Below are 20,757 nucleotides of genomic sequence, written 5' to 3'. Positions count from 1 at the left end.
ATGGTTGTCTGTGGATCAGTGTTCCAAAAACTTGGACGACCGTCCCAAGATGGTGGCCTCAGTTGGTGTCGAGCGCGGTTAGCCAGTCGCCGAAGGAGGCGCCATCGGCGGAGGGCCGGAACAGGCCACCCAGGTCGATGCCGTCTTGACGGACAGCCGCGCGGGCGCCCCTGGGCGAGACCCCGAAAGCGCGCCGGAACAATCGGCTGAAGTGGGCCTCGTCGGAAAAGCCCATCTCGTAAGCGATGTCACCGATGCGTCGATCGGCGTGACGCGAGTCGCAGAGGGTGAGCAGGCAGCGCCGGAGACGGCGACGACGAATGTAGGCTTCAACGCCGCCGCTGCTCTCGAACTGCCGGTAGAGCTGGCTGCGAGAAACGCGGAGATCGTGTGTCAGCCGGGAAGGAGTCAAATCGCTGCGATGCAGGTTCTCCTCGATATGCCGCCGCAGCCGCCGTCCAAGGTCGCCCCTGGCCCCTACCGAGGGAGGCTCACCCGCCGGTCCGAGGCAGGAAGCGAGCAGATCGGGGACCGACGACCCGAGGGCGATCACCTCGCCTGGGCTGAGGCGCAGCGCCGCTTCGCTCAGCGCCTCGAGAATGCCGCGGATAAAAATTGCCATCGCGCTATCCTGGGCCAGGATGCGACCCGTCATGGGCTGCACCGGCGCCATCGCGGCCGGCAGCAATGTGCGCGGCATGATGAGGTGCATGCCGTCCGCAGCCGACATGGCGAAAGCCGTCGGGGCCGACAGATCGAGCACCGCCACGTCTCCTGCCCGCAATCGTCGGGCGGCCGGGCTGGGCAGCGCTATGCCGCCGCGCAGGAGACACGAAATAACGATATGGTCGAGATCATCCGTGGCAAGACGTTCTTTGGTGCGTCGATACCGGCCACCGACGGCGACGCTTCGGCACAAAAGAAATGTGTCGAAGTGATAGACTTTAAGATTGGCTTCAAACTCACGCGCTGGAGACGCTTTCGGGGGCAGGCTGTCGAAGAGAACGTTCAGAAGGGATCGCCACGCATCAAAGGGGGAGTCGACCCCCGTTGTTGAGAAGTGGAAACTAGCAATTTGCGCGTTGCCCATCCGTTAGACGCACTAAACCGTCAGATACTTTTTCAACCAGACACAACGCCCTCTATGATTGCATTAGAGAGAGCTGCGCGACTTTTGCTATAGGTCAAAAAAGGGGGGAACCGGGCGCAATGGTCGAAACCTTAACGGTTCGCGACTGCGGGCCTTTCGCGCACTTCATCGCGTTCCAACTTGGATCACGAGCCGCGGGCCGGCGTCATCCTGCACGACTTGCTTCATTGCTGGCGCGATGGGGTTCTTCGCCACATGATCCGGTATCGTCGCGCATGGTGAAACTTCGGGCCCAACGCTGTTGCCCCGCAATGCGCGAACCGGACATGGAGCTTGAGGCTATTCGCTTCGGCGGAAGTTGCGAATGCGGTCAAAAAGGACCGCGAGAATCGTCGCGCTGCCGATAAAAGTGCCCTGCCAGAAGGCATTGATGCCCAGAAGGCCGAGGCTGTTGCGGATGACCTCTATCAGCGCCGCACCGACGAGCGCGCCGAAGGCCGTGCCGGCGCCGCCAGCGAGATTGGCGCCTCCGATCACTGCCGCGGCGATGACCTGCAGCTCCATGCCGGCGCCGATGTTGGTGGTCACCGCACCAAGCCAGCCGGTCTGGATGATGCCGGCAACGCCAGCCGAAAGCGCCGAAATCATGTAGACGCAGACCTTGATGGGGCGCACGGGGAGGCCCGTGGCAATCGCCGCCTTCTCGTTACCGCCGATGGCGTAGATGTAGCGGCCAATGCGCGTCCAGCGCAGCACAAAACCGGTGAGCAGGGCCAGCACGATCATGTAGATCACCGGGTTGGCGATACCGAAGACAGACCCACCCCCGAGCGCCAGCAGCTTATCGTGGTCCGGGCCGAACTCGAAGACCACCGTATTGTTTGACGCGACCATGGCCAAACTTCGGGCAACCGAGAGCATGCCGAGGGTCACGACAAAGGGCGGAAAGCCGAGATAGGCAATGAGGATGCCGTTGAACGCACCGATCAACAGCGCGGTTGCAACCGAGACGGCGATTCCGGTCTCGATGCCGTATCCCGCGTGCATCGTGACCGCGAGGACCATGCTGCAAAGACAGAGTACCGAACCCACCGAGAGGTCGATCCCACCGGTGATGATGACGAGCGTCATGCCGAGCGCGATGATCGCGACGAAGGTAACGTTGCGGGTAATGTTGTAAAGGTTCTTTGCCGTGGCGAAGCTGTCAGTGGCGAAGGACAAGAAAAGGCATGCGAGGATGACGGCGACCAGAACCCAGAAGGTCTGGCTACCCAGGATCGCTCCTCCAAGCGTACGCTGCCTGCGGGCGATCGTCTGGTCCAGCGTGGTTGCCATCGTTCCTCCCATTCCCTCCGGTACAGAAGATTGAGTTCGCGTGCCCCTCATCCACCCTCGATGGCACCAGTAATAAGCCCCGTCACCTCCTCCGGCGAGGTCTGAGCAATAGGTTTGTCCGCCACCTTGCGGCCCCGGCGCATGACGACGACGCGATCGGCGACATCGAAGACGTCGGGCATGCGGTGGCTGATGAGCACGACAAGGATGCCACGATCACGCAGTTGCCGGATCAGATGCAGCACTTCGGCCACTTGCCGCACGGAAATTGCCGCTGTCGGCTCGTCCATCAAGACGATCTTCGCCTGCGAAATCATCGTTCGCGCAATCGCCACCGCTTGCCGTTGGCCACCCGACATCTGCCGTACCAGGTCGCGCGGTCTGGTCTCCGAGCGCAGTTCCTTGAAGATCTCGCCGGCGCGGCGGTACATTGCCTTGTAATCTAGCACGCGCAAGGGGCCGATACCGCGCCTCAATTCGCGACCGAGGAAGACGTTCGCAGCTGCGGAAAGGTTGTCGCAAAGGGCAAGATCCTGGTGAACGATCTCGATACCGAATTGCCTTGCCTCGATGGGGCGGTGCAGGACGATATCGCTGCCGTTGAGGCGCATGGTTCCGTGGCTCGGACGGAAATTGCCTGCGATCATTTTGACAAGCGTCGACTTGCCGGCGCCGTTGTCACCCATCAGGCCGACAACCTGCCCGGCCTCAAACGACAGCGAAATATCGTTGACCGCCTGTATGGCCCCGAAATGCTTGGAAACATTGCTGAGCTCTAGCAGCACGACAAGCCTTCCCAAGACGCGCAACCGCCTTCGCCAAGGCGTGATACCGCAAGTCCGCCCGCATGAATGAGCGAAGGCTTATTTACGCAAATCTCCGTGAATGCGTCAACAATCTCTCATCCGATAAACCTGTTTTGTATGATAATTAGCCGTTGACGGAAGACGCGATCGCATATTAGCTATTGCTGGGAGATAAGCATGCTTATCCTTGTCACCGGGGCAACGGGCAAGGTCGGGCGGCACCTCATGACAGCGCTGCTTGACCGGTCACGTTTTTCGCAAGCGCGCATACGTGCGCTCTGCCACAATCGTGTGCTCGATCCGACCGAACGGCTGACCGTCATCAAGGGGTCCATCGCCGATCGCGCCGTGGCAGAAAGCGCGGTTGCCGGCGTGAGCCACGTCGTGCACCTCGCGACCTGCAAGGAAACGCCGGCCGACGTCATGGATGTGACCGTCAAGGGCCTGTTCTGGCTGCTCGAAGCGTTCAGGGCGAGCCCGACTGCCCGGCAGTTCATTCTGATCGGCGGCGACGCCGCTGTCGGCCATTTCTTTTATCCCCACGAGGGACCGATTACAGAGGCGACCCCGCATCGCGCCTATCCCGGATGCTACGCGCTCTCGAAAGTGCTCGAAGAGGTGTTGATCGAGCAGTACGGGGTCCAGTACGGGATGAACGCCTGTTGCCTGCGCGCGCCATGGATCATGGAAAAGGACGACTTCAAGCACTCGCTCTCCTTCGGCGACGACGTCTTCGGCGGGCCCGACTGGAAAACGTTCTTTGCCCCCGACGAAGCCAAGCGCTATGCCGAAGCGCAAGCCGTGCCTCTGCTGCGCGATGGCGGCGGCAGACCGATCAAGCGTAATTTCGTTCATGTCAGCGATCTCGTGTCGGCAATTTTGAACGCGATCGACAATCCGCGTGCGGAGCGCCAGCGTTTCAACATCTCGATGGATCGCCCGGTCGATTATGGCGAGGTCGCAAGCTATCTCAAGCGCACGCGCGGCCTGCCGTCCGTCGACGTTCCAAGCCATTTCCACTCAAACTGGATGGACAACAGCAAGGCAAAGTACCTGCTGGATTGGCAGCCAGAATACGACCTCGAAAAGCTTATCGACCAGGCCTGGCAATACGAGCGTCCACCAAGTGATCCTCGCATCGTCTGGTACCCCGGTTGATTTGTGCCGCGGACAAAGGCTGTCCGCTTGTCTAACGGGAGGATAAAATGAGGAAAGCATTGGTGCTTGCAGTCGCGGCGCTCGCGCTGGCCACCGGCCCCGCCAACGCCCAGGAGAAGAAGCAGCTCGTCATTGTCGTCAAGGGCCTCGACAACCCGTTCTTCGAAGCCATCAACCAGGGCTGCCAGAAGTGGAACAAGGAAAACACCAGCTCGGAGTATGAGTGCTTCTACACCGGCCCGGCATCGACCTCGGACGAGGCCGGCGAGGCGCAGATCGTCCAGGACATGCTCGGCAAACCCAGCACGGCTGCGATCGCCATTTCGCCATCCAACGCCAAGCTCATTGCCCAGACGCTGAAGACCGCCAACCCGACGGTTCCGGTCATGACGCTCGATGCCGACCTCGCCAAGGAAGATGCGGGGCTGCGCAAGACCTATCTCGGCACCGACAACTACACGATGGGCGCGCGGATCGCAGACTATATCAAGAAGGCCAAGCCAAACGGCGGCAAGATCTGCACGATCGAGGGCAACCCAGGTGCTGACAACATTCTCAGGCGTGCGCAGGGCATGCGCGACGTGCTGACCGGCAAAGAGGGGCTGGCCGAACTGAAGGGTGAAGGCGGCTGGACGGAGGTTGCGGGCTGCCCGGTCTTCACCAATGACGACGGGGCCAAAGGCGTGCAGGCTATGACGGATATTCTCGCCGCCAATCCCGATCTCGACGCCTTCGGTATCATGGGCGGTTGGCCGCTCTTCGGCGCACCGCAACCCTACCGCGATCTGTTCAAGCCGATGGCGGACAAGATTGCCAAGAATGAGTTCGTCATCGGGGCGGCAGACACGATCGGCGAAGAGGTGGCGATTGCCAAGGAAGGTCTGGTCACCGCGCTCGTCGGCCAGCGCCCCTTCGAAATGGGCTACAAGGCGCCTTCGGTCATGCTGGACCTGATCGCCGGAAAGCCGGTGGACGATCCGGTCTTTACGGGTCTCGACGAATGCACCAAGGACACGGCGGACACCTGCATCCAGAAGTAAGCCAGTGGCCGCGCTTTGACGCGTATCCCGGCGGCTCCGCCCTGTTCCCAGCGACCGTGGCCAGCAAGCAGTTTTGCGGGCTGGCCGCGGCATCCTGTGACGACCCTGCTTGGAAGATCCCTCCGACGAACTATCATCGATAGGAATCGTCCCCAAATTTGCAGACATGGAGAACGCAATGACCAAGCGGATCATCTTCACCGGAGGCAGCGGCAAGGCGGGCCGCCATGTCGTTGAATACCTCGTCGGGCACGGCCACCAGGTCCTCAACCTTGACACAAGGCCGCTCGACAACCCGAAGGTGCGCACGCTCATTACCGACATCACGGACAGCGGCCAGGTGTTCAACGCGCTGTCGAGTTACACGGGCCTGCACGAATTCGACCCGTCGCTTGCGCCCCAGCCGATCGATGCGATCGTCCACTTTGCCGCGATCCCCCGCATCCTGATCGCACCCGATAACGAACTCTTCCGCGTCAATGTGATGGGCACCTACAATGTCATCGAGGCGGCGGTGAAGCTTGACATCCGCAAGATCGTCATCGCATCGAGCGAGACGACCTACGGCCTCGTCTTTGCAAATGAGCCGCGCAATCCCAGCTACTTCCCGCTCGACGAGGACTATGACGTCGACCCCATGGACAGCTATGCGCTCTCCAAGGTCGTCAATGAAAAGACTGCGCGCGCCTTTGCGCTCAGAAGCGGCGCCGACATCTATGCCTTGCGCATTGGCAATGTCATCGAGCCCAGTGAATACCGTCTCTTCCCCGGCTGGTTTGCCGATCCGGGGTTCCGCAAGCGCATCGCCTGGAGTTACATCGATGCGCGCGACCTCGGCCAGATCACGTTGCGCGCGGTGGAGGCGAACGGCCTCGGGTTTCAGGTCTTCAACGCCGCGAGCGACGATACCTCCGCCGACATTCCGACGCGGGAACTGATCGACCGCTTCTACCCCGGCGTTCCGGTCAAGGGGCAACTCGGCGAATACGAGACGCTCTTATCCAATCGCAAAGCGCGCGCGATGCTCGGTTTTCAGCCGGAACACAACTGGCGGAAGTATGTCGATATCGGCTGACGTAAGACGCGGACGAGCATTACAGATTGCGAGAAAATGAGGAAATGACTGAACAACGATCAGGAAAAACCGCCGGGCGAGCCATGGCGGAAGGCGCGCGTGCCACGCGCCGGCTCGATGCACCGCGCATGTCGGGGCCGAGCGTTCACATGTCGGTTGCCGATGACATCGGGCTCCGGATCGTGCGTGGCGACTACCCGCCTGGAACGATCCTGCCGAACGAGGCGCAATGGACGGAAATCTTCGACGTCAGTCGCACTGCGGTCAGAGAAGCGATCAAGATATTGATGGCCAAGGGGTTGCTCGCCTCGCGTCCGAAAATCGGCAGTTGGGTGGAGCCGAAGGAGCGCTGGAACCTGCTCGATCGCGACGTGCTCAGCTGGTACGCGCTCTCACCGGACCGGCTCCAGTTTCTGAAGACCGTGCAGGAATTTCGCCACATCATAGAGCCGGAAGCCACAGCCCTTGCCGCGGCCCGCCGCAGCGAAGAACAAATGGTCGAAATCAGCGCGGCATTGAGAGATATGGGGCAAGCGACGACGCTGCAGGGTCGTACCCAGGCTGACACCCGCTTTCATCTTGCAATTCTGCATGCTTCCGGAAACGATCTCCTGGTCCCGCTCGGGACACTGATCGAATCTGCACTCAACCACCTTTTCCTGCTGGTGACCCGGAACGACGATAGTTTCGTCTACGCACTGAAGCTCCACGAGAACATCGAGAAGAGCATTCGGCTCCGACGTCCGAACGCGGCCCGCAATGCGGTGCGGCGACTACTGGCAAACACCGATGAGCTCATTGCACATTCGGAGCCCAAGGCGTGATCGCCAGTTACACTGCAAAGCCGGGTCCAGCGCCGGTCACGGACCGTTGCGAAGCGGACGCTCCGCCGCCTGATCACCTCATCGCCTTCCATCCACACTCGGCCTCCGGGGGCGCATCTCTCGGCCGTGCCGACAAGGTCGCTTGAACACCTCGCCGAACCGCAGCCGCCCTACTCCAACGCGTTGTCAACAAACTCACAAATTATCGTATGCAATATTGTCGACAAAGACGTTGACAAACCCGGACGATGTGCAATGCTCCCGATCAGCAGACACGGACCTGGGGAGGAGCAGTGTTGATGCAAGTCTTTGAAAGACCCTATCGTCGAGGTTTCCGGCGACGGTCACCCAAGCCGGCCCCCGGTCCGTCAGGCGTGACATTTTCTCACGACATCTTTTGTTGCCACGCCCGCGTCTGACCTCGCGCGAGCTCGAGGCAGAGCCCGCGCGGGCGTGCAACAGGCAGCAACACGAGACGGCGTTTGCGACAGACGTCAGCTTTCGCACGTGTGCAGTTTCCACGCTGACGCCTTGAAGCGTCCGGCGATTGGAACGCCACGCCGAAGCTGCCCAAAGACGGGCCGACCATGAACCCGCCGCACCGGCGGCAGACGAGCGGTGCGCTGAACGAAAAATCGAGCACGTCGTGTGTGCGCCGACCGAGCGCGCCACTGGCTCAGCCGTATCTACGACCAGGCGGAAGGCCTGTGAGCCGTCTTGCCTACAAGAAGGAGATTCCCGTTCGACGGGATAGGTAACCTCAACCAGGGAGAACTGCAGAATGCTCAAGAAATTGACCCTCGCGGCCGTCATAGCGGCTGCGCTTTCCACGGCGGGGCATGCCGAAACGCTCAAATGGGGCGCTTCGCGGGACATCTATTCGCTTGACCCCTATTCCTATGGCGACAGCTACACCCTCTCTTTCCTGAACCACGTCTATGAAGGTCTTGTGCGCTACGACGCCGAACTGAAGCTCGAGCCGGCGCTGGCAACCTCCTGGGAAACCGTATCGGATACGGTCTGGCGCTTCCACCTGCGCAAGGACGTCAAGTTCCACGATGGCGCCGATTTCACTGCAGACGACGTGATCGCCTCGCTCACCCGCGTCAGCGATCCGGCGTCTCCGCTGCGTGGCAATCTTCCGGCCTACAAGTCGGCGAAGAAGGTCGACGACCACACCATCGATATCGAACTTGTCGGCCCCTATCCGCTGCTCCTGAACGACCTGACGAACATCCACATTTTCGACGCGACCTGGCTTGCCGACAACAACTCGCTGAAGCCGACGGACGTCGGCAAGAAGATCGAAGGATACGCGACCTACCACACCAACGGCACGGGCCCGTTCAAGCTGGAGAGCCGCACGCCCGACAGCAAGACCATTCTCGTCAAGAACGCCCAGTGGTGGGACAAAGCGCAGTCCAACATAGACCGCATCGAGTTCACGCCGATCGTCTCGGCCGCGACGCGCGTGGCCGCCCTGTTGTCGGGCGAGATCGACTTCACCGAGAATGCGCCCGCTCAGGATCTCCCGCGCCTTCTTGCGCAGCCGGACCTGAAGGTCATGGAGCGTACCGACCTGCGCACCATCATGATGGGCTTCAACCGCAAACCGAAGCTGGCCGACGGCGTCGACAACAAGTTCAACGACCTGCGTGTCCGCCAGGCGGTCGCCCACGCGCTCGACAAGGACCTCATCCAGAAGCGGGTCATGCGCGGCAAGTCGCGGATGGCGGGCGCGATCATTGCGCCGGAGATTCCGGGCTATGTCGAGGCGCTGGACACGGTGGTTCCGTTCGATCCCGAACTCTCGAAGAAGCTGCTCGCCGAAGCCGGCGCAAGCGATCTTCCGTTCACCCTCGTCTGCACGAACGAGGCCTATGTCAACGAGGAGGAGCTTTGCCAGAGCATCGTCAACATGCTGAGCCGCGCCGGTTTCAAGCCGCAGCTCGACATCGGCCCGACGGCCGCGCAGGCGCCCAAGCGCACCGGTGGCCTGTCTGACGTCTACATCATCGGCTGGGCCAACGAGCCCATGCTCGACAGCTACTCGATCCTGCTCCAGATGATCGCGACGCGGAGCGACAAGGCAGGCGTCTTCAACTGGGGTGGCTGGAGCTATCCGGACATTGACAAGCTGATCACCCAGGCATCGACCGAAATGGATCGCGCGAAGCGGCTAGAGCTGCAGACCAAGGCGCTCCAGATGGTCAAGGACGAAATGATCATGCTGCCATTGCACCAGCAGCCCATGGCCTGGGTGATGACCAACAAGATCGACAAAGTCGCGCAGCTGGCGGACAACAAGCCGCGCCACTGGCTCACGCATTTCGCGGATTAACCCCTTGGTCCAGGAGCCGGAACGACAGCCGGTTCCTGGACGGTTTGCGAGGGCGGCAACCAACAACATCTTCAGGCTGTCTCAGCACCGTCAACTGCGCCGTCTGCCATGCTGTCGGCGAACTCGTGTGCCCGCCCGTCCGTTTCAGGGTTCTGGTACAGGCGAAGGCGCAAGCTGGGGACGAAGGCCCCGGGGCTGTAGATCTTACCCCGCCAGCATCCGTGCGAGCATGTTTCTGATGTGGTCCTGCGCGCCGTAGAAAATTGCCGCGACAATGATCGTGCGGGTATGTTCTATCGACAGAAACCAGATAGCCGCCTTGTCCCGCCGAAGAAACCGGATTCCGGGGTGAACATCGGGACGCAGGGTCCCGATATAGGGCGTATCGACGAGACGATCGATTTCGGCATGCAGTTTGCGGATCCGCTCGGCGGTACGCTCCACAGCCTCGTCGGGCGTGTCCCCAAGTTCGACATAGACGCCGAACAGATGATCGAAGATCAGCTCGATATCGCGCGCGGCATCCTCAGAGTATTCAAGGGTCCACACGAACCCCCCGTCGCTTCCGCTCAATCATTGCCGCAACGCGGCTTTCCATCTCGGTTGCAGAAATTGTCGGTCCGTTCAATCGCCGCTGAACCAATTCGCGAAGCGCTGCCGTTTCGACGTCCTCAGTTTCCGTCTTCTGACGAAGCAGTTCCAGGCCCTGCTGGAGAACGGAACTCATGCTGGAGTACCGACCGCTCTCCACCAGCGAACGGGCAAACGCATCCTGCTGGTCGGTCAGCGAGATCGAGGATTTGACACTCATCGGTTTAACTCCTTTGAGCCCAATTTGCTACTCAGTAGCACATTAGTCAATCTGACGAGATGATCCGCCAAGTCGACAAGACAGCAAATCGTCCCGACATCCAGTGCTCTTCGCCGCTCTCAAAGCTTGATGACGGTCTTCTTTGCAAGCAGGCCCTGCGGCGCAAACAGCAGCACGCCGATGACGAGCAGGATAGTGAAGGCGTCGCGATAGCTGAGCAGGCTTTCCGGCAGATAGGCCTGCAGGAACACCTCGATGAAGCCGAGCAGGAAGCCGCCGGCGACCGCGCCCGACAGGCTGCCGAGACCGCCGATGATCGCGGCGATGAAGGCCTTGAGTACGGGCAAGAAGCCCATCAGCGGATCGACGCTGCCGCGCTGCGCCACCCAGAGGATACCGGCGACACCGGCAAGCAGACCGGAGATCGCGAAGGCTGTGGCAACCACCGCATTGGCGCGGATGCCCATCAGCCGAACGATGGCGAAATCTTCCGAGGCCGCACGCATGGCGCGACCGAGCACCGTGGTGCGCAGGAAGAGGTTGAGGCCGACGAGCATGATGATCGTGACAAGGATCGAGGTTCCCTGGATGAGGCCGAGATGCAGACCGCCGATCTCGATCGTGCCGGAGAAACTCTCGGGCATTGGAACCGGCTTGGGCCTTGCCGAAATGAAGTTCTGGAAGATGACGCGCAGGATGGCGCTGACGGCAAAACTCGTCAGAAGCAGCGTCGTGCCGCTGGCACCGCGCACCGGCCGGAAGGCGATGCGTTCCATCAGCATGGCGAGCACGATCGCGATCATCAGCGCGGCACAGACGGCGAGCGGAAACGGTAGCCCGAGGAGAAGTGCGAAGCAAAGGCCATAACCGGCCGCCGTCATCAGCTCGCCATGGGCGAAGTTGATGAGCCCCATGATCGAGAAGACGACCGCGAGGCCGAGCGCCAGAAGCGCATAGGTGCCGCCGAGGCTGAGCGCGTTGACGAGCTGCTGCAGGAACATGTCCATCGTTTTGACCTCTACGCCCCGGCCTCAAGCACCGAGATAAGCGCCCTGGATTTCAGTTGAATTGCGCAATTCGGCAGCCGTGCCAGAGAGCACGATCCGGCCATTGGCCATGACGTAGCCGGCATCGGCGATCTCGAGCGACAGCGACACGTTCTGCTCGACGAGCAGGATCGTCAGCCCCTTTTGCCTGAGGCCTGCGATCAGGTCGAAGATCAGATCGACGATCTGCGGCGCAAGGCCAAGCGAAGGTTCGTCCAGCAACAGCAGGTCCGGCGACGACATCATCGAGCGGGCAATCGCGAGCATCTGCTGTTCGCCGCCGGAGAGCGATCCGGCCTTCTGTGTCAGCCGCTCCTTCAGGATTGGGAAGCGCGACAGCATGTCTTCGCGCACCTCGGAGATTGCGCCGCGGGCTTTATGCATCGCGCCGCCGAGCAGCAGGTGTTCGTCTACGGTGAGGCTCGGAAAGATACGCCGCCCTTCCGGCGTCAGGGTCATGCCGAGCCGGACGATCTGTTCGGGTGCGAGCCCCGAAATATCCTGGCCGTTGAACGCGACCCGTCCCGCCTTCTTCGCCGCAAGACCGACAAGCGAATTCAGGGTCGAGCTCTTGCCGGCACCGTTGGCGCCGAGCAGGGTCACGATCTGCCCCTTGCCGACGGTGAGATCGACGCCCTTCAGCGCCTCGACCGCGCCATAGGCGACCTTGAGGCCGCTCACTTCCAGAAGCGGTTTCGGAACGGGAATTTCACGCATCGTCATCGGGGCAAAGTCCTTGCCGTGGATTGCAAATGAGCGGCCGCAGAAGCGATCCCCGGGCAAAGCCGAGGACCGCCATACGACGTCGATCAGGGCGCCGGAATGTCGGCGGCGGCCGGAACGCCCTGGCTGATCAGCTGGCGGTTGCCGCCTTCGATCTGCACCAGCGAAACCGAGCGCATCGGCATGCCTTGCGTGCCGGCATAGGTGATCGGGCCGGTGACGCCCTTGACGTTTTCGAGCGAGGCGATGGCGTTGCGGATGGCGACCGGATCGATGCTGTTGGCTTCCGTCACCGCCGCATCGATGACCTTGCCGAGGTCATAACCGTTGGCGATGTAGACCGTGTCCGGCACTTGCCCGAATTTCTCCTTGTACTTCACGTTGAAGTCCGCGAGCGGGCTGCCTTCGCTGGCAAAGCCCGCGGTGGTGAAGACGACGCCGTCGACCGTCGCGCCGAGACCGAAGGTCGTCGGCGAGTCGATGCCGTCGCTGCCCAAGATCGGGATGGTGACGCCGGCGCCGCGCAGCTGGCGGATGAAGGCCGGGAAGTCCGGCTCGTAGGCCGCTGTCATGATCACGTCGGGTGCCGGGTTCATCGCCTTGATCTTGGTGACCTCGGCACCGAAATCCTGCTGGCCCATGCTGTAGGTGCCCTCACCCAGCAGTTCGCCGCCCTTGGCCTTGAAGGCCGTGGCGAAGTATTCAGGGAGCTTCAGCGTGTAGGCGCTATCCGGCGACTTCAGGATATAGGCCTTCTTGTAACCCTTCTCGGTGGCATAGGTGGCAAGCACCGAAGCCTGGACGTTGTCGGCCGGATAGTTGCCGAACATGTAATCGCCGACGGCGAGCGGCATGGTCGGCGTCGTTGCGCAGAAGGAGAAGGCCGGGATCTGCGCTGCCTGGGTCACCTGTCCCGCGGCGATCGACGGATCGGCGTCGCAGGGGGTGATGACGATCTTGACGCCCTCGTCGACCAGCTCCTGTGCGACCAGCGCCGTCTGGGCCGCATCCGAGCGGGTGTCCTTGGCCACGAGCTTGATCGGGAACTTGCCGGCCGCACCGCCGGCCGCGTTGATCTCCTCCACGGCCATTTCCAAGCCCTTCAGCGACGGCTGGTCATAGGGCGCAAGCCCGCCGGTCTGCGCGGTCGCAAGGCCGATGACGAGGTCTTCGGCAAATGCGGGCAGCGGCGACAGCGCGATGCCAGAGAAAATGGTGGTGAGGCACAGGGCCCTGACGTTCTTGTTCATCCGGAAAGCTCCCTCTTTTGATTATGCAGGTTTGTGAAGGCCCGGCGCACCGGACGGAAAATCGGAACTCGTAGCGGTTTCAGTCCGCGCCTGCGCCGTTGACCGCCGTCGGCCGATATAGGCCTCGATGACATCCGGATTGGCCTGGATCTCTGCCGGCGTGCCGATGGCGATCTGCTGGCCCTTGTTGAGTACGACGACGACGTCGCAGAGCCGCATGATCAGCTTCAGGTCATGCTCGACCACGAGCAGGCCAAGCCGGTACTTCACGCGGATGCGGTCCAGCACGCGCATGAGTTCCTCGGTCTCGGCCGGGTTCATCCCGGCGGCCGGTTCGTCGAGCAGCAGGTAGCGCGGCCTCAACGCCAGCGCGCGAGCGATTTCGAGCCGACGCTGCGCGCCATAGGAAAGCGTGCCGGCCAGCCGGTCGGCGAATTCGGCAAGCCCGACTTCCGCCAACACGGTCAGTGCACGGGCCGCCGGATCTTCGCCGCCCGCCTTCAAGGCGCTTGCCGCGACCGTGACGTTTTCGAGAACGGTCAGGTTCTTGAACAGGCGAATGTTCTGGAAGGTGCGGGCAAGCCCCGCAACCGGAACAGCGTAAACGGGCAGATCGGCGACATCCTGGCCATCAATCAGCACACGGCCCGTCGATGGCGGCACAACGCCGGACACGCTGTTGATCAGCGTCGACTTGCCTGCCCCGTTCGGGCCGATGAGGCCGGTGACAAGGCCGGGCTTGATCTCGAAGTTGGCATTTTCGAGCGCAACGAGGCCGGCAAATTTCTTTCCGAGATTTTCGACCCGAAGCGTGCCCTGACCAGACGAAGATGCAGCGGCAATGGCCGCCGGCGCTGGGCTGGTGGAAGCGCTCTTTGAAGCGAAGCGCTTGAACCAGCCGAAACGCTCGTCGAGTTCGCGCACCCCGAAGAGGCCGTCCTGCAGGCGGTACATGACAACGAGGATCGCCACGCCGATACCGATATCGGTAAGCCCGAAGACGGTCGGCAGTTTCAGGAAACCGAGATCGACGCCGCCTTCGAGCTTCCGCAGGAGTTCGACGATCAGCATGATAACGGCTGCACCGCCGACCGCGCCCGAGACCGTGGTGATGCCGCCGAGAATCAGCATGGCAAGCAGCATGAAGGTCAGGTTGAAATAGAAATCCTTGGGCGAGAAGGCACCGAGGAAATGCGCAAGCAGCGCACCTGCGGCCCCGGCGAGCACGGCGCCGAGAACCCAACCGAAGAAGCGGTGCAGCCTGACATTGACGCCGACGGCAGTGGACGCGATCTCGTCCTCGCGCGAGGCGCGGAGCTTGAGGCCGGCGCTCGAATCCCGGTAGAGGCGCGCGACCGCCACCGCTGCGATGGCAAAGGGCAGTGCCACCCAGAGATTGACGGCGCGCGGGATGCCGAAGAACGTCTGGCTGCCGCGGGTGAAGTCGGTCGAGGCGACGAGCACGACGTGCACGATCACGAGGAAACCGAGTGTCGCGATCGAGGCCGACGAGCCACCAAGCCGCGCGACCGGAATGCCGATAACCACGGCCACGAGAGCCACGACGACAAGGGCGATGGCAAGCGCCGGAAGGAAGGGCATGCCGATACCCGCCAGCCATTCCGGCAGGTGCGGCAGCGCCGTCTTCTGGATGATCGGGTTGAGTGTCAGCAGGCCGGACGCATAGGCGCCGATCGCCATGAAGCCGACATGACCGAAGGAAACGATGCCGGAATTGCCGGCATAGATGCCGATGCCGAGCACAGCGATCACGTTGATCATGTAGAGCGTCACCAGGCGCTCGCCGCTGCCTGGAAAGAACAGCGAGGCGACGGCAGCGGCTGCCAGAAGCGGCAGAGACGTCACAAGGATACCAACGACGGTTTCTCGCCTGACGCGAACCATCCGCATTCCCCCAGATTTTTGGCCCGCCTCATGTTTTTAGCTCGGGCCCGTTCCCGAGATGAACGTTAACGCAGATCGACCAAATGTCAATCTTGTTTCAAAAAACATTCTCTGCTAGCAATTATGTAACAAAAAGTAGAAATTGGGGTTCACGCCATCGTTTTTGGGAGGCAGAAATCGTGGCAATCCGGGACCGACTGACAGACGGCGCCATTACTTTCACGCGCTCTGAACTGAAGATCGTCAGGCAGCTCTTGTCGAATTATCCGGCAGCAGGGCTGAACACGGTCGCGCATCTCGCCGCCGCTGCTGGCGTCAGCAATCCGACCGTCGTGCGCTTTGCCAACACACTGGGCTTCGAGGGTTATCCGGAGTTCCAGAAGGCGCTGCTCAGCGAAGTGCAGGAGCGCATGAGCTCGCCTCTGTCGATGCTTGACGAGCGACGGCCGTCGCTGGAGCAGGAAAACTTCTACCAGTACTTCTTGCGCGCCAGCATTCATGCGCTGGAATCCTCGATGCAGATGCTGCCTTCGGAGGATTTCGAGGCGGCCGTCGATGCCGCCGCCGACATGGGCGCTCGCATCCATTGCCTCGGCGGCCGCTTCAGCGGCTTTCTCGCGGGCCTGCTCTGGTCGCATATGAAGCAATTGCGCGGCGACACGCGCTGGATCAACGGAAGCCAGGCCGACCAGGTCGACCAGCTCGTCGATCTCGGCAAGCGCGACGTGCTCTTCGTCTACGATTACCGCCGCTACCAGAACGACACGATCCGCTTCGCCCGGCAGGCGGCCGCGCAAGGCGCGCGCATCGTGCTGTTCACCGACCGCTGGGTTTCGCCGATCGCCGAGTTCGCCACCGTCACGCTGATGGCGCCGGTCGACACGGTCTCGCCCTACGACACGATGGTGCCGGCGATCGCCCAGACCGAAGCGCTGATCGGGGCGCTGACCGCCCGCCTCGCCACCCAGTCGCGCGGCCGCATCGAGCGCATGGAGGAACTGCGCCGCGGCTACGCGATCACCGAGGACGCCTTCAATCCGCAGGTCGAGGACGACCGCTGAGCTTTTCCGCCGTCACGGCGAACCAGACAAACCGAGGAGAATTCGAATGAGTGCAGTCACAGTGAAGGTTGGCGACGATCTCTTGAGGCGCGACAGCGCCTATGAGGCGGGCCGCACCACGCTGCTGTTCGTCGACATGCAGCGCATCTGGTGCGAGCCGAACCTCGACCCGACCCACCCGCAAGATGCGGGCAGCTACTATCACAGGCGCCTGCGCCAGACGGTCATCCCCAACCAGGTGCGCATTCTGGAGGCGGCGCGAAAGGCCGGATGCGAGGTGCTGCACACGATCATCGAAAGCCTGACGCTCGACGGCCGGGACCGCTCGCTCGACCACAAGCTCTCCGACATGCATGTGCCGAAGGGCTCGCCCGAGGGGCAGGTCATTCCGGAACTCGCCCCCATCGACAACGAGATCGTGCTGCCGAAGACCTCGTCGGGGGTCTTCAACTCGACCAACATCGACTACATCCTGCGCAACCTCAACACCCGCTACCTGATCATTGCCGGCGTCATCACCGACCAGTGCGTCGACATGGCCGTGCGCGATGCCGCCGACCGCGGCTACCTCGTCACTGTCGTCAACGACGCCTGCGCCACCTACAGCCAGGAGCGCCATGACGCGGCCCTTCGCGCCTACGCGGGCTATTGCTGGACGACCGACACCGACACTGTCGTCAGCCGCCTGAACGGCCTGCGCCAGGCCTAGACCGTCTGAAAAGAACAAAACTGGAGGGGAATCCATGACCGAAACGAACAACGGCAAGGCGGCCGCTGAACTGACCGAACTTGCCACCTTCGTCACGACTGATATCGCCGGTATTACCCGTGGCCGCAGCTTCGCTGCGACCGAGATCGACAGCTACCTGCGCAAGGGCGTCGGCTGGGTGCCGGCCAACCTGGCGCTGACGCCTTTCGACCTGATTGCGGAGAACAATCCCTGGGGTTCGGCCGGCGACCTCAGGCTGATGGCGGACCCGAACAGCAAGGCGCGCGTCACCTGCCTGCCCGACGAAACGCCGCTGCATTTCTACCATTCCGATATCACCGATCTTCAGGGCAATGCCTGGGATTGCTGCGTGCGCAGCTTCCTCAAACAGACGCTGAAGGAATACGAAGAGATCGGCCTCAAGGTGATCTCGGCCGTCGAGCAGGAATTCCAGCTTCTCGGCGTCGATTGGCCGGACGCCCCCTCCTTCGGCCTTCGCGCCCAGCGTCGCGCCGAGCCCTTCGGCTCGCTGCTGATGACCGCGCTCAAGGAAGCGGGCGCCGAGCCGGAAATGTTCCTGCCGGAATATGGCAAGGACCAGTTCGAGATCACCTGCCGTCCGGCCGACGCGCTGACGGCGGCCGACCGCGGCGCCACCATCCGCGCGATCACCAAGGAAGTGGCTGCCCTCTTCGGCTGGAATGCGAGCTTTGCCCCGAAGACGGTTCCGAACGGTGTCGGCAACGGCGTTCACCTGCATGTGAGCTTCACCGACCTCGACGGCAATCCGGTGACCTTCGACATACAGCGTCCCGGCAGGCTCTCCAAGGTTGCCGGTTCCTTTGCCGCCGGTGTCATCAAGCATCTGCCGGCGCTGACCGCCTTCACCGCACCGTCCGTGCTCTCCTACATGCGGCTCGTGCCGCACCATTGGAGTGCCGCCTATACCTGCCTCGGTGAAAAGAACCGCGAGGCGACGCTCAGGATCTGCCCGACGCTGGACCTGCCCGGGAGCAATCCGGCGAGGCAGTTCAACATGGAGTATCGCGCCGCCGACGCCTGCGCCAGCCCGCATCTGTCCCTGGCCGTCCTACTCAAAGCCGGCCTCGAAGGCATCAAGGCCGGGCTCGAACAGCCGCCCCTGATCAATTCCGATCCCTCCGATTTCTCTGACGGAGACCAGGAGAAGCTCGGCATCCGCCGCCTGCCCGCGAGCCTGCCGGAAGCGCTGGATACACTCGCCGCCGATCCGGTTGTTACCGGCTGGTTCTCCAAGGACTTTCTCGACTGCTACATGGCGATGAAACGCAAGGAGATCGAGATCGTCGAGGGCCTCTCGCCGGACGAACTCTGCGCCCGCTATGCGGCGGTCTACTGATTGACGGATGGGCAGCCCATGACCTCGACAACGGCCATCAAGAGCCTAGAGCCCGGCGCGCGACACGACCCGAGCGCGCCGCTGCTTGCGATCGACGAACTGCCGCCCTATGCGGTGTTCAATCCGGATGGCGCCTCGCCGATCCTGCTTCTGTGCGAGCACGCGTCGAACCGGATGCCACGCGCGCTCGGGGACATGGGGTTGCCGCCTCACGAGCGCCAGCGCCATATCGCCTGGGACATCGGCGCCATGGCGCTGGCCCAGCGCTTAAGCCTCAGCCTCGACGCGCCACTGTTCTTCACCAACTATTCGCGGCTGGTGATCGACTGCAACCGGCCGCTGGCGGCCTCCTCGATGATCCCCGAAATCAGCGAGACGACGGAGATCCCCGCCAACCAAAACTTGAGCGACGCCGAGCGGCAGCAGCGGATCGACACGCTGTTTTCGCCCTTCGCCGAGGCTGTCAGCCGCCGGCTCGACCGGCTCCAAAGCGAAGGCAAGCGGACCTTCGTGGTCGGCATCCACAGCTTCACGCCCGTCTATTTCGGCAAGCCACGCCCGTGGCAGGCGGGCATCCTCTATCGCGACGCGGTCGATTTTGCTGGTTCGTTGATCCGCGAGCTCTCGAGCGAAAGCCAGCTGACGATCGGCGACAACGAGCCCTACAACATCCACCCCGACGAGGATTACACCGTGCCTGTTCATGCCGACGCGCGCGGGCTTCCGGGCGTACTGGTCGAGGTGCGGCACGATCTGATCGACACGGATGCGGGCGTCGCTGCCTGGGGTGAGCGTCTTACCCGCTGTCTAAAAGCGAGCATTGGGGAAGGCCTGTGACCAAGCTCTACGAGAGAGACCAGGCGGCGATCGCCAACCTGCAGAAGCTGCGCTTCTTCCCGCTCGCCGTGACCGGCGGCCGTGGCGCGAGGCTCACAGAGGAAAACGGCCGTGAACTGGTCGACCTCTCCGGTGCCTGGGGTGCCGCCAGCCTCGGCTATGGCCACCCGGCCTTGGTTGAGGCGATTTCGCGCGCCGCCGCCAATCCGGCCGGTGCGAGCGTTCTATCGGCCGCGAACCGGCCGGCGACCGAACTTGCCGAAAAGCTGCTCGCTGCCTTTCCGGGGGCGGGCGACAACAAGGTCTGGTTCGGTCATTCCGGTTCCGACGCCAACGAGGCCGTCTTCCGCGCCGTCACCAAGGCGACGGGTCGCAGCGGCGTCATCGCCTTCGTCGGTGCCTATCACGGCTGCACCACCGGCTCCATGGCCTTTTCCGGCCACAGCGTCCAGGCGGGTGCTGCCAAGGCCGATGGTCTGCTGCTGCTCCCCTACCCCGATCCCTACCGGCCCTACCGCGAGGACCCGACCGGCGGCGCGATCCTCGCCGAACTGCGCCAGCGCCTCGAAGCGGCGCCGGAACAGTTCGCCGCCGCCTTCATCGAGCCTATCCAGTCCGACGGCGGCGTAATCGTCCCGCCCGCCGGCTTCTTCAAGGCCTTCGCCGAGATCTGCCGTGAGTACGGCGTGCTCGTCGTCTGCGACGAAGTGAAGGTCGGGCTTGGCCGCAGCGGCCGGCAGCATTGTTTCGAGCACGAGGATTTCGTCCCCGACATCCTGACGATTGGCAAAGGGCTCGGCGGCGGCCTGCCGCTCTCCGCCGCGATCGGTCCGGCGCGCATACTGGATTGCGCCAGCGCCTTTGCCATGCAGACGTTGCACGGCAACCCGATCTCTGCCGCCGCCGGCCTTACCGTTCTCGAAACGATCGAGCGCGAGGAACTGGCGCGGGAGGCGGATCGCAAGGGAAAACTTCTGCGCGACGGTCTGGCAGTGCTTGCCGAACGATATCAACTTATTGGCGATATCCGTGGCCGAGGCCTTGCCTGCGGCGTCGAGCTCGTCCTCGATCGGCAGACACGGGCTCCGGCACGCGCGGAGGCGGCGAAACTCATCTATCGAGCCTATGAGCTCGGCCTCGTCCTCTACTATGTCGGGATGAACGCAAACGTCCTGGAAATGACCCCGCCCTTGACCATCCCGGACGCCGAAATCCACCAGGCACTGGACGTTCTGGAGCAAGCCTTTGCCGAAGTCCTGACGGTTCCCGATACAGCCATCGCGCAGTTCGCGGGTTGGTGACCACAGCGCAAAGACTTGACCTTCGGCGCCCGACGATCAGAATTTTGAGGTAGAGTATCTGGTCCCT

19 protein-coding genes are annotated in these 20,757 nt (G+C 62.5%); 10 read left to right on the top strand and 9 right to left on the bottom strand.

The features are described from left to right. Nucleotides 1–58 precede the first annotated feature (58 nt). From XB14_RS27120 to XB14_RS27110, 3 genes are all read right to left on the bottom strand, one after another. Nucleotides 59–1,090 (bottom strand): helix-turn-helix domain-containing protein, encoded by a 1,032-nt coding sequence (locus tag XB14_RS27120; RefSeq protein ID WP_077966375.1) that lies wholly within the window; start codon nucleotides 1,088–1,090, stop codon nucleotides 59–61. A 339-nt stretch (nucleotides 1,091–1,429) separates the two neighbouring features. After that, nucleotides 1,430–2,425: an ABC transporter permease gene (locus XB14_RS27115; RefSeq protein ID WP_077966373.1), complete on the bottom strand. Its 996-nt coding sequence runs from the start codon at nucleotides 2,423–2,425 to the stop codon at nucleotides 1,430–1,432. 47 nt (nucleotides 2,426–2,472) lie between these two features. After that, nucleotides 2,473–3,255, bottom strand: a complete 783-nt coding sequence (locus tag XB14_RS27110) for an ATP-binding cassette domain-containing protein (protein ID WP_077966372.1) — start codon at nucleotides 3,253–3,255, stop codon at nucleotides 2,473–2,475. A 153-nt stretch (nucleotides 3,256–3,408) separates the two neighbouring features. Here XB14_RS27110 and XB14_RS27105 point away from each other — a divergent pair, with 153 nt between their 5' ends. From XB14_RS27105 to XB14_RS27085, 5 genes are all read left to right on the top strand, one after another. Further along, entirely contained in the window at nucleotides 3,409–4,389 is a 981-nt protein-coding gene (locus XB14_RS27105; RefSeq protein ID WP_077966370.1) for an NAD-dependent epimerase/dehydratase family protein, read from the top strand. Nucleotides 4,390–4,436: 47 nt separating this feature from the next. Then, entirely contained in the window at nucleotides 4,437–5,429 is a 993-nt protein-coding gene (locus tag XB14_RS27100; RefSeq protein ID WP_077966367.1) for a sugar-binding protein, read from the top strand. Nucleotides 5,430–5,607: 178 nt separating this feature from the next. Next, on the top strand, nucleotides 5,608–6,504 hold the full coding sequence (locus XB14_RS27095) for an NAD-dependent epimerase/dehydratase family protein (RefSeq protein WP_077966364.1): 897 nt from the start codon (nucleotides 5,608–5,610) through the stop codon (nucleotides 6,502–6,504). Nucleotides 6,505–6,587: 83 nt separating this feature from the next. Then, nucleotides 6,588–7,328: a FadR/GntR family transcriptional regulator gene (locus tag XB14_RS27090; protein WP_419178641.1), complete on the top strand. Its 741-nt coding sequence runs from the start codon at nucleotides 6,588–6,590 to the stop codon at nucleotides 7,326–7,328. A 781-nt stretch (nucleotides 7,329–8,109) separates the two neighbouring features. After that, the gene (locus tag XB14_RS27085; protein WP_077966352.1) at nucleotides 8,110–9,669 is read left to right on the top strand and encodes an ABC transporter substrate-binding protein; all 1,560 of its coding nucleotides are present in this window, start codon (nucleotides 8,110–8,112) and stop codon (nucleotides 9,667–9,669) included. 204 nt (nucleotides 9,670–9,873) lie between these two features. Here XB14_RS27085 and XB14_RS27080 read toward each other — a convergent pair whose 3' ends face one another. The 6 genes from XB14_RS27080 to XB14_RS27055 form a co-directional block, all read right to left on the bottom strand. Then, the gene (locus tag XB14_RS27080) at nucleotides 9,874–10,218 is read right to left on the bottom strand and encodes a type II toxin-antitoxin system RelE/ParE family toxin (protein WP_077966347.1); all 345 of its coding nucleotides are present in this window, start codon (nucleotides 10,216–10,218) and stop codon (nucleotides 9,874–9,876) included. Beyond that, the gene (locus tag XB14_RS27075; protein ID WP_077966345.1) at nucleotides 10,205–10,480 is read right to left on the bottom strand and encodes a type II toxin-antitoxin system ParD family antitoxin; all 276 of its coding nucleotides are present in this window, start codon (nucleotides 10,478–10,480) and stop codon (nucleotides 10,205–10,207) included. Before XB14_RS27075 ends, XB14_RS27080 begins: the two co-directional genes overlap by 14 nt. Nucleotides 10,481–10,599: 119 nt before the next feature. Beyond that, complete coding sequence (locus tag XB14_RS27070; RefSeq protein WP_179119684.1) at nucleotides 10,600–11,487, bottom strand: branched-chain amino acid ABC transporter permease; 888 nt, start codon at nucleotides 11,485–11,487, stop codon at nucleotides 10,600–10,602. A 24-nt stretch (nucleotides 11,488–11,511) separates the two neighbouring features. After that, nucleotides 11,512–12,249 (bottom strand): ABC transporter ATP-binding protein, encoded by a 738-nt coding sequence (locus XB14_RS27065; protein WP_234804149.1) that lies wholly within the window; start codon nucleotides 12,247–12,249, stop codon nucleotides 11,512–11,514. Nucleotides 12,250–12,335: 86 nt separating this feature from the next. Continuing rightward, nucleotides 12,336–13,499, bottom strand: a complete 1,164-nt coding sequence (locus XB14_RS27060; RefSeq protein WP_077966343.1) for an ABC transporter substrate-binding protein — start codon at nucleotides 13,497–13,499, stop codon at nucleotides 12,336–12,338. Between the two features lie 21 nt (nucleotides 13,500–13,520). Next, nucleotides 13,521–15,404, bottom strand: coding sequence for an ABC transporter permease subunit (locus tag XB14_RS27055; protein ID WP_077966341.1), 1,884 nt, complete (start codon nucleotides 15,402–15,404; stop codon nucleotides 13,521–13,523). A gap of 179 nt (nucleotides 15,405–15,583) precedes the next feature. Here XB14_RS27055 and XB14_RS27050 point away from each other — a divergent pair, with 179 nt between their 5' ends. From XB14_RS27050 to XB14_RS27030, 5 genes are read left to right on the top strand one after another with little or no spacing between them, the layout of a single operon-like run. After that, nucleotides 15,584–16,465, top strand: a complete 882-nt coding sequence (locus XB14_RS27050; RefSeq protein ID WP_077966339.1) for a MurR/RpiR family transcriptional regulator — start codon at nucleotides 15,584–15,586, stop codon at nucleotides 16,463–16,465. 46 nt (nucleotides 16,466–16,511) lie between these two features. Continuing rightward, nucleotides 16,512–17,174, top strand: a complete 663-nt coding sequence (locus XB14_RS27045; protein ID WP_077966337.1) for an isochorismatase family cysteine hydrolase — start codon at nucleotides 16,512–16,514, stop codon at nucleotides 17,172–17,174. 34 nt (nucleotides 17,175–17,208) lie between these two features. After that, nucleotides 17,209–18,552 (top strand): glutamine synthetase family protein, encoded by a 1,344-nt coding sequence (locus XB14_RS27040; RefSeq protein WP_077966335.1) that lies wholly within the window; start codon nucleotides 17,209–17,211, stop codon nucleotides 18,550–18,552. 18 nt (nucleotides 18,553–18,570) lie between these two features. Beyond that, complete coding sequence (locus XB14_RS27035) at nucleotides 18,571–19,389, top strand: N-formylglutamate amidohydrolase (protein ID WP_077966333.1); 819 nt, start codon at nucleotides 18,571–18,573, stop codon at nucleotides 19,387–19,389. Beyond that, nucleotides 19,386–20,690 carry an aspartate aminotransferase family protein gene (locus tag XB14_RS27030; protein WP_077966320.1) on the top strand — a complete coding sequence of 435 codons (1,305 nt, stop codon included), beginning with the start codon at nucleotides 19,386–19,388 and terminating at the stop codon, nucleotides 20,688–20,690. The genes XB14_RS27035 and XB14_RS27030 overlap by 4 nt, the downstream gene beginning before the upstream one ends. The last annotated feature ends 67 nt before the right edge of the window (nucleotides 20,691–20,757 follow it).

The organism is Ensifer adhaerens (assembly GCF_002007205.1).
In the GTDB taxonomy this organism is placed as follows: Bacteria; Pseudomonadota; Alphaproteobacteria; order Rhizobiales; family Rhizobiaceae; genus Ensifer; species Ensifer adhaerens_D.
This window is presented reverse-complemented; position numbering and strand designations above follow the sequence as displayed.